General features: G+C 71.6%; 13 protein-coding genes. 8 read left to right on the plus strand and 5 right to left on the minus strand.

Features of this window, described 5'->3' with window-relative positions:
* Positions 1-119: 119 nt before the first annotated feature.
* Positions 120-2,447, plus strand: a complete 2,328-nt coding sequence (locus ASG91_RS14960) for an FdhF/YdeP family oxidoreductase (protein ID WP_056923441.1) — start codon at positions 120-122, stop codon at positions 2,445-2,447.
* Here ASG91_RS14960 and ASG91_RS14965 read toward each other — a convergent pair.
* Positions 2,444-3,898: a PH domain-containing protein gene (locus ASG91_RS14965; protein ID WP_056923442.1), complete on the minus strand. Its 1,455-nt coding sequence runs from the start codon at positions 3,896-3,898 to the stop codon at positions 2,444-2,446. The genes ASG91_RS14960 and ASG91_RS14965 overlap by 4 nt on opposite strands.
* Positions 3,895-4,416 carry a PH domain-containing protein gene (locus tag ASG91_RS14970; protein ID WP_235545664.1) on the minus strand — a complete coding sequence of 174 codons (522 nt, stop codon included), beginning with the start codon at positions 4,414-4,416 and terminating at the stop codon, positions 3,895-3,897. Before ASG91_RS14970 ends, ASG91_RS14965 begins: the two co-directional genes overlap by 4 nt.
* Before the next feature lie 62 nt (positions 4,417-4,478).
* On the opposite strand from ASG91_RS14970, the gene fdhD reads away from it, so the two are divergent.
* On the plus strand, positions 4,479-5,315 hold the full coding sequence (fdhD, locus tag ASG91_RS14975; RefSeq protein ID WP_056923443.1) for a formate dehydrogenase accessory sulfurtransferase FdhD: 837 nt from the start codon (positions 4,479-4,481) through the stop codon (positions 5,313-5,315).
* Between the two features lie 24 nt (positions 5,316-5,339).
* Here fdhD and ASG91_RS14980 read toward each other — a convergent pair whose 3' ends face one another.
* Genes ASG91_RS14980 through ASG91_RS14990 form a run of 3 tightly spaced genes read right to left on the minus strand, consistent with a single transcriptional unit; the run spans position 5,340 to position 8,481 of the window.
* Positions 5,340-6,152, minus strand: coding sequence for a DeoR/GlpR family DNA-binding transcription regulator (locus ASG91_RS14980; protein ID WP_056923444.1), 813 nt, complete (start codon positions 6,150-6,152; stop codon positions 5,340-5,342).
* A gap of 30 nt (positions 6,153-6,182) precedes the next feature.
* Positions 6,183-7,205, minus strand: coding sequence for a 4-hydroxythreonine-4-phosphate dehydrogenase PdxA (pdxA, locus tag ASG91_RS14985; protein WP_056923445.1), 1,023 nt, complete (start codon positions 7,203-7,205; stop codon positions 6,183-6,185).
* 31 nt (positions 7,206-7,236) lie between these two features.
* Entirely contained in the window at positions 7,237-8,481 is a 1,245-nt protein-coding gene (locus ASG91_RS14990; RefSeq protein ID WP_056923446.1) for a four-carbon acid sugar kinase family protein, read from the minus strand.
* A gap of 230 nt (positions 8,482-8,711) precedes the next feature.
* Here ASG91_RS14990 and ASG91_RS14995 point away from each other — a divergent pair, with 230 nt between their 5' ends.
* From ASG91_RS14995 to ASG91_RS15020, 6 genes are read left to right on the plus strand one after another with little or no spacing between them, the layout of a single operon-like run.
* Entirely contained in the window at positions 8,712-10,346 is a 1,635-nt protein-coding gene (locus tag ASG91_RS14995) for an ABC transporter substrate-binding protein (RefSeq protein WP_235545665.1), read from the plus strand.
* Positions 10,347-10,349: 3 nt separating this feature from the next.
* Positions 10,350-11,282, plus strand: a complete 933-nt coding sequence (locus ASG91_RS15000) for an ABC transporter permease (RefSeq protein ID WP_056923448.1) — start codon at positions 10,350-10,352, stop codon at positions 11,280-11,282.
* The gene (locus ASG91_RS15005; RefSeq protein WP_056923449.1) at positions 11,282-12,193 is read left to right on the plus strand and encodes an ABC transporter permease; all 912 of its coding nucleotides are present in this window, start codon (positions 11,282-11,284) and stop codon (positions 12,191-12,193) included. Before ASG91_RS15000 ends, ASG91_RS15005 begins: the two co-directional genes overlap by 1 nt.
* On the plus strand, positions 12,193-13,104 hold the full coding sequence (locus ASG91_RS21075) for an ABC transporter ATP-binding protein (RefSeq protein WP_056923450.1): 912 nt from the start codon (positions 12,193-12,195) through the stop codon (positions 13,102-13,104). Before ASG91_RS15005 ends, ASG91_RS21075 begins: the two co-directional genes overlap by 1 nt.
* Positions 13,101-13,991 carry a dipeptide/oligopeptide/nickel ABC transporter ATP-binding protein gene (locus ASG91_RS21080; RefSeq protein ID WP_056923451.1) on the plus strand — a complete coding sequence of 297 codons (891 nt, stop codon included), beginning with the start codon at positions 13,101-13,103 and terminating at the stop codon, positions 13,989-13,991. The genes ASG91_RS21075 and ASG91_RS21080 overlap by 4 nt, the downstream gene beginning before the upstream one ends.
* Positions 13,988-14,965, plus strand: coding sequence for an aldo/keto reductase (locus ASG91_RS15020; protein ID WP_056923452.1), 978 nt, complete (start codon positions 13,988-13,990; stop codon positions 14,963-14,965). The genes ASG91_RS21080 and ASG91_RS15020 overlap by 4 nt, the downstream gene beginning before the upstream one ends.
* Positions 14,966-14,970: the final 5 nt, after the last annotated feature.

Here is a 14,970-nt window from a genome sequence, read left to right on the forward strand (position 1 = left end):
TTCAACCGAGTCGCCGGAATAGGCACCCTATTCCACCGTGTGGACAAGCACAGGCCCCTGCATGGACGGCACAGTCCCACCGCGTGGACCGGGTTGTCGCCGGGGTTAGGGTCGGAACCATGGCTGACCAGCACCGTTCCGCCGGGGATCCCGAGACCGCTCCCGACGCCCTGAGCGTCGTCGACCCGACCGGTGCGGTCGACGCCCACGAGCCCAAGCAGTGGGCGGCCGGGCTGCCGGCCGTGGCCAACTCCTTCCGCCACGGCATCGAGCAGATGGGGCTGCCGCGCACCGCGCGCGTCTTCGGCCGGCTCAACCAGGACCACGGCTTCGACTGCCCGTCCTGTGCGTGGCCCGACCCGGAGGCCGGCCACCGCCACGTCGCGGAGTTCTGCGAGTCCGGGGCCAAGGCGGTCGCGTGGGAGGCCACCAAGCGACGGGTCGACCGCGACTTCTTCGCCAAGCACTCGGTGGCCGACCTCGACGAGCAGAGCGAGTGGTGGCTCGGACAGCAGGGTCGGCTCACCGAGCCGATGCACCTGCGCGCCGGCGGGACCCACTACGAGCCGGTGTCCTGGGACGAGGCGAACTCGATCATGGCCCGCCACCTGCGCGCCCTGCCGTCCCCCGACGACGCCGTCTTCTACACCTCCGGGCGCACCAGCAACGAGGCCGCGTTCCTCTACCAGCTGATGGTCCGGGCCTACGGCACCAACAACCTGCCCGACTGCTCCAACATGTGCCACGAGTCCTCCGGCACCGCGATGAGCGAGCAGATCGGCATCGGCAAGGGCGCGGTGACGCTCGAGTCGCTGGAGCAGGCCGAGCTGATCGTCATCGCCGGGCAGAACCCCGGCACGAACGCCCCGCGCATGCTGACCCACCTGGAGCGGGCGAAGGAGAACGGCGCGGTCATCGTGGCCGTCAACCCGCTGCCCGAGGCCGGGCTGATCCGGTTCAAGAACCCCCAGACCCCGCGCGGCCTGGTCGGCGCGGGCACCGCGCTCGCCGACGACCACCTGCAGATCCGCCTCGGCGGTGACCACGCGCTGTTCCGCGCCGTGGGTCACCTGCTGGTCGCAGCCGAGGAGGCGGCCCCCGGCACCGTCGTCGACCGCGCCTTCGTCGAGGCCCACACGGCGGGCTACGACGCGTACGTCGATGCGGTGCGCGAGGTCGACTGGGACGCAACGGAGCTCGCGACCGGGCTCCAGCGCCCGGAGATCGAGGCGCTGGCCCGGCGCTTCACCGAGTCGAAGGCCACCGTGGTCTGCTGGGCGATGGGCCTGACCCAGCACGTGCACGCCGTCATGACGATCCAGGAGATCGTCAACGTCCTGCTGCTCCAGGGCAACATCGGCAAGGATGGCGCGGGACCGTGCCCGGTCCGCGGCCACTCGAACGTGCAGGGCGACCGCACGATGGGGATCTGGGAGCAGATGCCCCAGTCGTTCCTCGACGCGCTCGGGGCCGAGTTCGGCTTCACCCCTCCGACCGGGCACGGCGTCGATGCGACGGCCACGGTCCAGCGGCTGCGCGACAAGTCGGTGCGGGTGTTCTTCGGCATGGGCGGCAACTTCGCGATGGCCACGCCCGACACCCCGGTCGTCCACGCGGGCCTGCGCGCCTGCGACCTGACGGTGCACGTCTCCACCAAGCTGAACCGCTCGCACACCGTCACCGGCACCGAGGCGCTGATCCTGCCGTGCCTGGGCCGCACCGACCGCGACTCGACCCCCAAGGGTGACCAGGGCGTCACGGTCGAGGACTCCCAGGGACAGGTGCACCTCTCGCGAGGGCGGCTCGACCCGCCCTCGGAGCACTGCCGGTCCGAGGTGGCGATCGTCGCCGGCCTCGCCCACCGCATCGTGCCCGGCGTCGGGACGATCGACTGGCGGGCCCTCGGCGAGGACAACGACCTCGTCCGCGACCACATCTCGCGCGTCGTCCCGAACTTCGCCGACTACAACGACCGGGTCCGCGAGCCGGGCGGGTTCCTGCTCCCCCACAAGCCGCGCGACCTGCGTGAGTTCGACACCCCGAGCGGCAAGGCGGAGTTCCTCGCCGGGAGCGTCTCCCTGCTCGAGGTCCCCGAGGGGCGGCTCCTGCTGCAGACGATCCGCAGCCACGACCAGTTCAACACCACGATCTACGGCCACGCCGACCGCTACCGCGGCATCTCCGGCAACCGCCGGGTCGTGCTGGTGAACCCCGACGACCTGCACCGGCTGGGGTTCCACGCGGGTCAGGTGGTCGACGTGGTGAGCGAGTTCGAAGGCGTCGACCGGCGGGCCGAGGGCTTCACCCTCGTCGCCTACCCCACGGCGGCCGACTGTGCCGCCGCCTACTACCCGGAGACCAACGTGCTCATGTCGGCCGACCACGTCGCGCTGCGCTCCAACACCCCGGTGGCCAAGGCACTGGTCGTCCGGTTCGAGGCCCGCTAGGCCCGCTGCCGGGCGCGGCTTGAGCGCACCACCTGCTCGTTGAGCAGCCGGACCGCGTCGGTCTCGTCCAGGTGGGCGACCGCCGGTGACACCGGACCGACCGTGGAGACGAGGCGGACGGTGGCCACGCCCCTGCGCCGTTGCACCGGCCCCTGCTCGAGCTTCAGCGACTGGATCCGGGCGTGCGGCACGAACTGCGCCGCGCGGTACCACGCGCCGCGGCGGGTCAGCAGGCCGTCGGGCAGCACGGCATACCCCTGGCGGCCCCAGCTGAGGGGGTCGAGGCGGCGAGCCCGCGCGGTCGAGGTGACGAAGCCGTGCGCCGTGCCGGCCCCTTCCAGCGCAGCCAGGGCCGCATCGCGAGGTATGCCGGGGTGCACCAGCGTGAGCACGCGCAGGGCCTCCTCACGGTTGCCCACCGGCATGAGGACGGTCTGGGTCTCGGCGTCACCGGTGCCCGCGCCGGCGACGTTGACCTGGATGCGCCACCAGCCGGTGAGCCGCCAGGGCAGCGACTGGCTGACCTCGACCGCCTGGATGCGGTGGATCGGCACGGTCGTCGTGCGCAGGTCGGTCAGGCCGTGCCGGATCCGGAGCCGGTCGCCCTGGTGCACGAGCTCGAAGTTGCACTCCTGGGTGAGCCGCTTGAGGTGGGCGCTGCCGATCGCCAGCGTCATCGGCCCGAGCCAGGCCACCATCTCCGGCACCCCGAGCGCCACCGAGACCACCAGCGCGGGCACGGCGACCACGATGGCCAGGCCGGGACCGCTGTAGAGGACCGACTGGAGGATGCGCGAGTTGGGGATGGCCAGGACCCGGTCGCCGACGGGGGCGGGTGCCGGCAGGTCGGCGTAGTCCGCCTCGGTGAGGCCCGACGCGTCGGCGCGGACGTGGCCCGCGTCCTCGTCGGCGGCCGAAGCCCACGCGCCGGCCGCCTCGTCGCTGCGACCGGCCAGCGCCATCAGCTGCTCGCGCACCTGCTGGGCCTGCGCGTCGGTGAGGAACGAGAGCTTGAGGTGGGAGTCCTTGCCACCCGCCGACTGGACCACGACCTCGGACAGCCCGGTCAGGCGGGCGAGCAGTGGACGCCCGAGGTCGACGGCCTGGATCCGGTCGAACCGGACCTGTCGGTGCTGCCGGAAGAGGACGCCGGTGCGCAGCTCGATCAGCGTGTCAGCGACCCGGAACCGCGAGAACCGCCACGACACCCATGCCCCCGCGATGATGGCGAGCAGGACCACGACGACCCCGAGGGCCGCGAGTCCGAGGTGCCCCTGGGTGGGGTCGTCGCGATCGGCGCCGAACAACGAGTCCGCCTGCTGCGACACGATGTACGCCAGCACCGCCAGGAAGGCGATCCCACCCTTGAGCAAGGGCGAGAGCGGGTGCAGGTGGCGCCACTCCCCGGCGTCGTCGCCGGGTCCAGCCGCTCCGGGGGCCGCGGTGCTCACAGACCGGCTCGCTGCGACTCGCCTCGGGCGGCGAGCCGCTCGCGCAGCGCCTCGGCCTCGGCTGTGGGCAGCCCCGGGATCTGGCCACCGCTCTGGGGCGAGGCGGTGTGCAGCTCGACCGTCGCCATGTCGAACCGGCGCTCCAGCGGACCGGACTGCACGTCGACGAACTGGAGCCGGCCGTACGGGACGCTGACCAGGGTGCGGAACATCCGGCCGCGCCGGACCACCAGCTCCTCGGCCCCTTCGGCCCACGTGATCGCCGGGACCTGTCGACGGATCAGCCAGGCGCCGAAGGCGAGCGCGGCCGCGACGACGAGGGCGCCGACCCAGAAGCCCTCCCACACGAAGGCTGCCAGTCCCAGCAGCACCAGCAGGAGCGGCACCAGGAACACGGAGAGGACGAGCAGCCGGGCCGTGGCGAGCTTGGGTGACACCGGCCGCCACGGCATGCCGACGTCGCCGAAGAGGCGCACCTCGGTCGGGGACGGGGGCTGGTCCTGCGGGGCGTCGCTCACCCCTCCAACTTATCCGGCGACCCCGCACACCCGGCAGGCACCGCGCGGCATACATTGCAGGCGTGGGACGGGTGACGAGGCGGACGCCAGCGGTCAGGGTCGAGGTGACCCCGGAGGGCGTGCGCAGCACCACCCGCCCGGACACGCTCGCCGTCGAGGAGCCGCTGGAGATCCGGGTGGGTGGAACGTCGGTCACCGTGACGATGCGCACCCCCGGTGACGACTTCGACCTGGCGCTGGGCAACCTGCTCACCGAGGGAGTCCTGCGCCGGGGCGACGACGTGGCCCAGCTGATGCACTGCCTCGACGAGGACGAGTCCGGCTCCCCCACCTACAACGTCGTCGACGTCACGCTGGCCCCCGGGGTCGTGCCCGACCTCGAGCGGAGCGCCCGGTCCGGCTACCAGAGCAGCGCCTGCGGCGTCTGCGGCAAGACCAGCATCGACGCCATCACCGCGACCGGCCAGTATGCGGTGGCCGACGATCCCGTCGTCCTCTCACCGGTCGTGGTCGCCGGGCTGCCCGACCGGATGCGGGCCAGCCAGAAGGTCTTCGACCGGACCGGCGGGTTGCATGCCGCCGGGATCTTCACCGCCGACGGCGAGCCGCTGGTCGTCCGCGAGGACGTGGGCCGGCACAACGCCGTCGACAAGGTGGTGGGCTGGGCGGCGCGCGAAGGGCGGCTGCCGCTGTCCGGACACGTGCTGGTGGTCAGCGGCCGGGCCAGCTTCGAGCTGGTGCAGAAGGCGGTCATGGCCGGCCTGCCCGCACTCGTCGCGGTGTCCGCGCCGTCGTCGCTGGCGGCCGAGCTCGCGGAGCACAGCGGGCTGACGCTGGTGGGCTTCGCCCGACCGCCACGGCTGACCGTCTACGCCGGCGCCCACCGGCTGGGCCTCTGAGCGCCCACCGGCTGGGCCCCCAGGTCAGGCGCCGGTGTCCTCGAGGCCCTCCGGGGCGAGGTCGACGACGTCGACGACGACCACCTCGACGCCTGCGGCCTCGAAGGGGCGGAGCTGCTCCGGCGTCGCGGAGTCGTCCGTCACGAGCGTCCAGCGGGCCGGCATCACCGCCCAGGCGTGGAACGGCGCCACGCCGAGCTTGGCCCCGTGGGCCAGGACGTAGACGTGGTCGGCGCGGCTCATCATGAGCTCCTTGAGCCTGGTCTGCTCGAGGTCCTTCTCGCAGATCCCGCGGTCGGCGCGCACACCGTCGGCGCCGATGAAGGCCCGGTCGAACGTCATCCGCTCGAGTGCCGCCTCGGTGACGGGTCCGACGAAGCTCTGGCTCACGGTCCGCAGCCGTCCGCCGAGCAGGATCACCTCGATGCCCTCGGCCTCAGTGAGGGCCTCGAGCGAGGTCAGGCCGATGGTCGCCACGGACAGGCCGCGGAAGTCCTTGAGCTCGGCGGCGAGCGCGGCATTGGTCGACCCGCCGTCGAGGACGACGTTCTCGCCGGGGACCACCTGCGTCGCGGCCCAGGCCGCGATGGCCTGCTTCGCCTCGTGCGCCTCGCCCAGCCGCTGGCGCAGCGACGCCTCCGGGTGCGGCTCGAGGCTGAGCGCGCCGCCGTAGGTACGGGCGAGCTTGCCCTGGGCCGTGAGCAGCGCCAGGTCGCGACGGATCGTGGACGCGGTCACGCCGAACCGGGCCGAGAGCTCCTCGACGCTGGTCAGCCCGTGGGACGCCGCGAGCCGGGCGATCTCGTTGCGGCGGTGCTCAGACCTCAACCGTGCCATCAGGGGCGCACACTATCCGACTTCGTCACGTCATCGGGCGAGTTCAGGGGTGGGCGTCGTGGGCGTCGGGGCCATCTCGGCGGCGAGTCGCATCGCCTCGACCATCGACCGGTGGTCGGCGATGCCCTTGCCGGCGATGTCGAACGCCGTGCCGTGGTCGACCGAGGTGCGGATCACCGGCAGGCCGACCGTGATGTTGACACCGGCCTCCAGGCCGAGGATCTTCACCGGTCCGTGCCCCTGGTCGTGGTACATCGCGACGACCAGGTCGTAGTCGCCCCGACCGGCGAGGAAGAAGAGGGTGTCCGCGGGGAGCGGCCCCACGACGTCGATGCCGTCGGCCTGCGCCGCCAGGACACCCGGGGCGATCTTGTCCTCCTCCTCGCCGCGCCCGAACAGGCCGCCCTCACCGGCGTGGGGGTTGATCCCGCACACGCCGATCTTGGGGTTGCTGACGCCCGCGTCCACGAGCGCGCCGTGGCCGCGACGGATGGTGCGCTCGACGAGGCCGGGCTCGATGCGGTCGACCGCGTCGATGAGCCCGATGTGGGTGGTGACGTGGATGACGCGCACTCGCGGCGTGGCCAGCATCATCGAGACCTCCTCGGTGCCGGTCAGCTTGGCCAGCAGCTCGGTGTGCCCCGGGAAGATGTGGCCCCCGGCGTGGAGCGCCTCCTTGTTGAGGGGTGCGGTGCAGATGGCCTGCACCTCGTGGGCCATCGCGAGCTCGGACGCCACGCGCACATAGTGGTAGGCCGCGTCACCCGCGACGGCGGACAGCTCACCGAACGGCAGGTCCTCGGGGATCAGGCCCAGGTCGATGACGTTGATCCGGCCGGGGACGAACTCGCACTCGGACACGTCGGCGACCGTGACGATGTCGGGCTCGAGCCCGACGAGCTCGGCCGCGCGACGCAGCCGGGCGGCGTCACCCACGACGACGGAGTTCGACCGACCCGCGCACTCGGGGTCGAGCAGGGCACGCACGATCACCTCAGGGCCGATGCCGGCGGCATCCCCCATCGTCACGGCAATACGGGGCAGGGCGGTCATCGTGGCTCCTAGGTCAGGTGTGCGGTCGAGATCAGTGGAGGTGGGTCTGGTGCGGATCGGTCTGGGGTGAGGCGGCCTGGGTGGCGAACGGCGCCAGCGCCTCGCGCAGCGACGACGTGGACGCCCCGTGGCTCCCGGGCCTGGTGACCACGACCAGACCGTCGGGTGTTCGTGACGTCACGGCCGCCGCGTGGGTCGAGAGAGGCGTGAGCGTCCGCACGCCGAGGGAGTCGAGGACGGCGCGGGCGGTCTCTCCGCCGGTCGCCAGCAGGACCGTGGCCCGCGCCGTCGCGGGCGCGGCCGCCGCGGCCAGGGCCGCGCTGAGGCCTCGAGCGGACCGCGGGTCCACGGTGACGGCCTGGTCGAGGCTGAGCACGAGCCCCGTGGTGGTCAGCGCCTCGGCGACCAGTCCGACCGCCTCCTCGGGCGACTCGAGGAGCCGGTGCGGGTCCAGCGTCACGACCGTGAGCCCCAGGTCGGCCAGCGCGGCCACCTGCTCCGTGATCCCCGGCGCCGCGGAACCGACGACGGCGACGACCACGTGGTCAGCCGTGGTGTCGGCCACGGGCTCGGGGGCCGGGTCCGGCTCGAGCTGCCGGGCGTCTGCGGCGACGAGCGCGGCCGAGCCCACGAGCAGGGCGTTCCGCAGCACCGTGGCGCCAGCCACGACGGCGTCGAGGTCGGCGTCGGTCTCCGCGTCACAGACGGCTGATGCGCCGGCGGCTTCGACCGCGGCCAGCGCGGCGCGGAGACGCGCGCGGTCGCGCACGACCTCCAACGGGACCAGGACGTGGTCGAGACCGGGCAGCGCGTCGGCGACCGTCGCGGGAGCCGGGCCCTCCTCCGCATCCCAGAGGTTCGTGGCGGTCAGCGGGGAGCCGTCGACCAGCGGGACGCCGCCCACGACGGTGCGCTGCGCCGTCGGCAGGGCGGTGGCCACGACGACCGTGGCGTCGAGCGCCGACGCCAGGCCTCGTACCTCGGCAGCCAGGTTGCCGCGCAGGAGTGAGTCGACCTTCTTGACCACGCGAGTGGTCGGCGACGCGCCCACGAGCTGCGCGGCATACCGGGCCACGAGGGCGCCCGCCACGGCGGGGGCGGCGTGCCGGGTGTCCGAGTCGAGGACGACGACCCGCGGGCTCTCGTCGCCACGGTCCGCGGCGTCGAAGTCGTCCCGCGCAAGCTGCACCGTGATGCGCGTTGTGCGCAGGAGGAAGGTAGCTGCGGACTCGGCAGCTCCGGAGAGATCGTCGGCGACGACCAGCCGTTCGAGCACCGTGACCTCCTTCGGACTGTCGCGCAATCTCTATGTACAGCAACATCTTTGATGCTGTAGGCGGGCCTCTCGATGCTGCCTGGAACCACACTGGGCGGTCGACTGGAGGAGAATTCCGACGCGAATGACGCTACAGGTATTGCGCACAACGCGCAACTGTGCCAGTGTTTGGAACGCGAAACACGGCGCCCGTCGTCAGGGCCGCTCACAGACTTCAAGGAGGAAGTTCGATGACCCACAACATTCCCATGGGTGGCACGAGCGGTGCAGAGGTGGTCGCCGAGGGCGGCGTGTCCCGCCGCTCGATCCTGCAGCTGGCCGCGTTCCTGGGCGCCGGCACCCTGCTCGGCCCGACCATCGCCGCGTGTGCCGGGCCGCAGACCACCGGTGGTGGTGGGTCTGCCGCTGGCGGCACCGGAGGCAAGCTGAGCATCACGCTCAACCGCAACCTGGTGAGCCTGGACAACAAGCTCAACCAGTACGACGCCGCCGTGACCGTCCAGCGGGCCGTGCGTCAGGCGCTGACGCGGATCGGCCTGGACCTCAAGCCCGAGCTGGTGCTGGCGAAGTCGTTCACCCAGACCTCGCCCACGGTGTGGACGGTCGCCCTGCGCGACGACATCCACTACTCCGACAAGTCGCCGGTCACCGTCGCCGACGTCGAGACCGCGATCAAGCTCTACTTCCAGGTCAAGGCCGGCTACGTCGCCTCGCAGTTCCCGGAGCAGCCCACCTTCGCCAAGGTCGACGACAAGAGCTTCACGCTCACCACCAAGAAGCCGGTCGTCACCCTCGACTCGCTGATGTCCAACATCCTCATCACGCCCGCCGCGGCCAACAAGGCCGAGGAGCTGCGCGAGGGCATCGGCTCCGGCCCGTTCACGGTGGCTGCCGCGGACTCGGGAACCGGCACCTACCGCCTGGTCCGCAACGAGAACTACTGGGGCGAGAAGGCCCTGCTCGACGAGGTCAACGTCAGCTACCAGGAGGAGGAGGGTGCGCGAGTCATCGCCCTCACCTCGGGCCAGACCGACGTCATCGACACGATCACCCCCGAGTCGGCCGACAGCCTCAAGACGAACAAGGACATCGAGGTCCTGCAGACGAAGGGCACGCGACTGATCCACCTCTTCTACAACTTCCGGAAGCCCGCCGGGCACCCGCTGACCAAGCCCGCGGTGCGCGAGGCGCTGTCCCACGCGATCGACCACGACGCCCTCATCAGCTCGCTGATGGCGGGGCAGGTGACCTCCGCCGAAGGCGTGGTCCCCTCCACCCTCGCCGGCTTCGCCGCGACGGGCACCTACACCTTCGACGTCGCCAAGGCGAAGTCCATGCTGGCGGCCGAGGGAGTCTCCGGGCTCAAGCTCCGGGCCATCTGGGAGGACTCGGAGTTCGCGGGTGCCGCGCGGGTCATGGAGGCCATCGTCGGGATGCTCGCCGACGTGGGCGTCACCCTGGAGCTCAAGCAGATCCCCAAGGGCGGCGACATCAACGCCTGGCGTCGCGGCGAGGCCGGCGACTGGGACATCCTCGGCAACGGCTACGGCAACCAGACCGGTCTGGCCATCACCAACCTCCAGGGCCAGTACGGCGGGACCGCGCAGAAGGAGAAGACCCGCGACACCTACCACGGGTTCGTCTTCCCCGAGGTGACCGCCCTGCTCGACCAGGCGTCGCAGAACCCCGACGTGGCAGCCCGCAACGCCCAGCTCAAGGAGGCCCAGGAGAAGATCTGGGCGCTCTGGCCGGCGATGTGGGCCTGGACCCCGAACAACCTGCTCGCGCGTCGCAAGCGGGTCACCACGCTGGACCTGTCGCCGGGCAACTTCTACGACCTGTCCACCGTCAAGGTCTCCGGCTGACCGATGGGCCGCTACGTCCTCAAGAGGGTCGCGCAGACGATCCTGACCGCCTGGTTCACGGTGACGGTCGTGTTCGTTCTGCTGCGGCTCGCCCCCGGCGACCCTGCGGTCAGCTACGCGCCGCCCAACCCCAGCTCCGAACAGCTGGACGCGATCCGCAAGGAGTTCGGCCTGGACCAGCCACTGCTGGGCCAGTACTGGACCTTCCTCGGTCACCTGCTCCACGGGGACGTCGGCCAGTCCTTCCAGTTCCGGCAGTCCGCCCTCACGGTGGTCCTCGACCGGCTTCCCTACACGATCACCCTGGCGGTGGCGGCCATCGTCCTCACCGCACTGCTCGCGATCCCGCTCGGGGTCTGGATGGCCCGACGGGCCAACACGGGAGCCGAGCTCGGGGCCAACATCGCGACCATCGCCGGCCAGTCGATGCCGGACTTCTGGATCGGGTTCGTCCTGCTGATCCTGTTCGCCGTCAACCTGCACTGGTTCCCGTCGTCCGGGTTCACCTCGGTCTCGTCGCTGGTCCTGCCGACGGTCACCATCGTCGTCCTCCAGGTCGCCCTCATCTCCCGCCTCGTGCGGCGGGAGATGTCGGCGAACCTGGGGGCGCCGTACGTCACGATCGCCCGGTCCCGTGGGGTGTCGGAGCGCCGGCTCACCTGGCGCTACGCGTTCTCCAACTCGGCGATCCCCGTCGTCACCGCGCTGGGCACCCGGTTCGCGGCCATGCTGAACGGTGTGGTGATCGTCGAGGTGGTGTTCCGGTGGCCAGGAGTCGGCCAGCTGGTCGTCGACGCCCTCGAGCGCCGCGACCTGCCCGTCATCCAGGCGACCGTCCTCGTCACCGTGCTCCTGGCCTTGTTCGTCCAGCTCGCGGTCGACCTGATCTACCCGCTGCTCGACCCGCGGGTCCGGCTTGGAGAGGCGGCCCGCTGATGGCCATCCACGCAACCAACGACCAGACCGCCACCCCCACGGCGGTGACCCCGCGGCAGCTGCGTCGTTCCGCGGCGCAGCGCAAGGCCCGGCACAGCACGATCAAGATCTGGCTGGGTGCGATCTGCGCATCCGTCATCGTGATCCCCGTCGCGCTCGCGCGGGTGTTGCCGCTGCCCGACCCGGTGCGGGGCGTGCTCCGCGAGAGCTCCCTCCCCCCACTCTCCGAGGGGCACCTGCTGGGCACCGACCCCAACGGTCGCGACCTGCTCTCCCGCATCCTGCACGGCGGCCAGACCAGCCTCGTCATCGGCCTGCTGGCCATCGTCATCTCGGGGCTGGTGGGCATCATCCTCGGGGCAGTTGCCGGCTACTACGGCAGCTGGGTCGACACGCTCGTGTCGCGGGCGCTCGAAGCCCAGATGTCCCTGCCGCTGCTGCTCATGCTCCTGCTCGTCGTGGCCCTCTTCGGACCGTCGGTCCCGGTCATCACGGTGGTCATCGCCCTGGCCCAGTGGCCCGAACCAGCGCGCCTCACGCGCGCCCTCGTCCTGGTCGAACGCGAGAAGCCCTACGTCGCCGCAGCCCAGGTGCTGGGCCTGCGCCGCCCGACCGTGATCGGCCGCCACATCATCCCGAACATCCTCCCGCAGGTCCTCGTCGTGGTCTTCCTGCTCCTGGCGCAGGCCGTCCTGCTCGAGAGTGCCCTGAGCTTCCTCGGTGCCGGTGTGCAACGGCCCTACCCCACGTGGGGCGGGATCATCTCGGACGGCCGCGAGCTCTTCGTGACCGGCAAGTGGTGGCTCGTCACCCTCCCCGGTGTGGCCATCGCACTGCTGGTCATCGGCGTGAACCTCCTCGGCGACGGGCTGCGCGACCGCACCCGTCGGGCCAAGGCCGGTGACGCCTGATGTCCGTCCTCACCGTCCGCGACCTCGTCGTGGAGCTCATGACCCCCCGCGGGGTGATCCGGGCCGTCGACGGCGTGAGCTTCGACCTCGACGCCGGGGAGACCGTCACCATCATCGGTGAGTCGGGCTCCGGCAAGTCCACCACCGCCATGGCGTTGCTCCGGCTGCTGCCCGACGACCTCGCCGTCATCTCCGGCTCGGCCCAGATCGACGGCCAGGACGTCGTGGGCACGCGCAAGCACATCGGCACCCTGCGCGGGCGCTCCGTGGCGCTCATCCCCCAGGACCCCATGACGGCGCTCAACCCGATCGCCACCGTGGGCAAGCAGATGGTCGAGGCCATCCGGCACGCCCACCCGTCGCTGTCGAAGGCGCAGGCCCGCGAACGCGCCCTCGACCTGCTGCGACAGGTGCACCTCAGCGCCCCCGAGCGACGGATCAAGTCCTACCCGCACGAGCTCTCCGGCGGCATGCTCCAGCGCGTGCTCATCGCGATGGCCCTGTCGACCGAGCCCCGGCTCATCGTCGCCGACGAGCCCACCTCGGCCCTCGACGTCACCGTCCAGGCCGGCATCCTCGACCTCCTGCTGGAGATGCAGGAGCGCACCGGGGTCGCCGTGCTGCTCATCACCCACGACCTGGGCGTGGCCCGGCTCATGAGTGACCGCATCCACGTCATGCACCGCGGGGTGTTCGTCGAGGACGGACCTGTCGAGCAGGTCGTCGACCACCCCACGCACGACTACACCCGAGCCCTCCTCGCGGCCATTCCCGAGCTGGGCGACTGGACCGACCCCGAGGCCCCCTCGCAGGTCGGGGAGTCGGAGCGCGCGGACTCACCGCACCCCGATGACGCGCCGCTGCCCGAGCCGGCCGGCACACCCGCCACGAACGGAGGGCCACGAGCATGAGCCCCAGCCAGAGCCACCAGGACGCGACGGCGCCCGCACCCGGCGCTCCCCTGCTCGAGGTGTCCGGACTGGTCGTCGAGTACCGCCGTGGTCGGGAGACCTTCCGCGCCGTCGACGACGTGTCGTTCTCGGTGCCCCGCGGCGGGTGCCTCGCGGTCGTCGGTGAGTCCGGCTGCGGCAAGTCCACGATCGCCAAGGCCCTGGTCCGGCTGGTCAAGCCGACGGCCGGCTCCATGGTGTTCGACGGCACGGACCTCGCCACCGTGTCCGAGCGCGACCTGCGCCCGATGCGGCACCGGATCCAGATGGTCTTCCAGGACCCCTACGGGTCGCTCGATCCGCACCTCACCGCGCAGCAGATCGTGGCCGAGCCGATGCAGGTCCGCGGCGAGCGCTCCGCCACGGTGCGCCGCAAGCGCTCGGCCGAGCTCCTCGACCGGGTCGGGCTGCCCACCTCCGCGCTCCAGCGCAAGCCGCACGAGTTCTCGGGAGGACAACGACAGCGGATCGGTATCGCGCGTGCCCTCGCCTCCGAGCCCGACCTGCTCGTCCTCGACGAGGCGACCAGTGCCCTCGACGTGTCAGTGCAGGCCCAGGTGCTCGCCATCCTCGCCCAGCTGCGGCAGGACACCGGGCTGACCTATCTCTTCATCTCGCACAACCTCGGGGTCGTGCGGGCCATCTCCGAGGAGGTGCTGGTGCTGCGCGCTGGGACGGTCGTCGAGAGAGGTGAGACGGAGCAGGTGCTCGCCTCGCCCGCCGACCCCTACACCCGCCGGCTGCGACGTTCGGCGCTCGAGCCCTCGCGGATGGTGGGGCGCAAGCCGCGCGAGGTCGTGCGCGGGGTGGCCGCCGCCCGCATCGCCGAGAGCGCCGCGAGCGCATGAGCCCGACCGAGCTCGCTGGGTTGGACACCCCGCTCCCCCAGCTGGTGCTGGGCACGATGACGTTCGGTGACACCGCCGACGCCGACACCTCACGCGCCATGGTCGACGCCGCCCTCGAGGCAGGCATCACCTGGCTGGACACTGCCAACGGGTATGCCGCGACCCGCACCGAGGAGATCCTCGGCGAGGTCCTCGCAGGGCGTCGGGACCAGTTCTCCGTGGCCACCAAGGCCGGCATCTACGCGGGCGACGCCGGTGGCGAACCCTTGCTGTCCCGCAAGGGAGTCCGCACGTCGCTCGAGGCAAGCCTGCGTCGGCTGCGCACCGACCACGTCGACCTCTTCTACCTGCACCAGCCCGACCGGTCGGTGTCCGTGGACGAGACCGCCGACGCCCTCGCCGATGTCGTCGCCTCGGGGATGGCGAAGGCCGTCGGGGTGTCCAACTTCGCCGCTTGGCAGATCGCCGACCTCACCGGGGCGTGCGAGCGGGCAGGTGCGCCGCGCCCGGTCGTGGCCCAACAGCTCTACAACCTCGTCGCCCGACGGGTCGAGGACGAGTACGCCGAGTTCGCGACGACGCACGGGCTGGCCACGATCGTCTACAACCCGCTGGGTGGCGGCCTCCTCACCGGCCGACACAGCTTCGACGCCGCGCCCGGTGAAGGTCGCTTCGGCTCGTCGTCGCTGTCGACCATGTACCGCGACCGCTACTGGAACCGCAGTCTGTTCGAGGCGGTCGACGCCTTGGCCGCCATCGCGAGCGACGCCGGGATCGGCCTCCCGGAGCTGTCACTGCGGTGGCTCCTCTCCCGACCGGTGGTCTCCGCCGTCCTGCTCGGCGGGTCGAAGCCCGACCAGCTCCGGGCCAACATCGCCGCGGCCGACCGTGGACCCTTGTCCGCCGACACCGTCGCGGCGTGCGACGAGGTCGGCGCCACCCTGGCCGGCCCCATGCCGGCCTACAACCGATAGGAGCA

This window comes from Phycicoccus sp. Soil802 (assembly GCF_001429605.1).
Classification (GTDB): Bacteria; Actinomycetota; Actinomycetes; order Actinomycetales; family Dermatophilaceae; genus Pedococcus.

What these genes read in the sequence shown, in the direction of transcription:
- ASG91_RS14960 (WP_056923441.1), top strand. Translation starts at nt 120, where the DNA reads ATGGCTGACCAGCACCGTTCCGCCGGGGATCCCGAGACCGCTCCCGAC.
- ASG91_RS14980 (WP_056923444.1), bottom strand. Translation starts at nt 6,152, where the DNA reads ATGGCACGGTTGAGGTCTGAGCACCGCCGCAACGAGATCGCCCGGCTC.
- pdxA (WP_056923445.1), bottom strand. Translation starts at nt 7,205, where the DNA reads ATGACCGCCCTGCCCCGTATTGCCGTGACGATGGGGGATGCCGCCGGC.
- ASG91_RS14995 (WP_235545665.1), top strand. Translation starts at nt 8,712, where the DNA reads ATGACCCACAACATTCCCATGGGTGGCACGAGCGGTGCAGAGGTGGTC.
- ASG91_RS15000 (WP_056923448.1), top strand. Translation starts at nt 10,350, where the DNA reads ATGGGCCGCTACGTCCTCAAGAGGGTCGCGCAGACGATCCTGACCGCC.
- ASG91_RS15005 (WP_056923449.1), top strand. Translation starts at nt 11,282, where the DNA reads ATGGCCATCCACGCAACCAACGACCAGACCGCCACCCCCACGGCGGTG.
- ASG91_RS21075 (WP_056923450.1), top strand. Translation starts at nt 12,193, where the DNA reads ATGTCCGTCCTCACCGTCCGCGACCTCGTCGTGGAGCTCATGACCCCC.
- ASG91_RS21080 (WP_056923451.1), top strand. Translation starts at nt 13,101, where the DNA reads ATGAGCCCCAGCCAGAGCCACCAGGACGCGACGGCGCCCGCACCCGGC.
- ASG91_RS15020 (WP_056923452.1), top strand. Translation starts at nt 13,988, where the DNA reads ATGAGCCCGACCGAGCTCGCTGGGTTGGACACCCCGCTCCCCCAGCTG.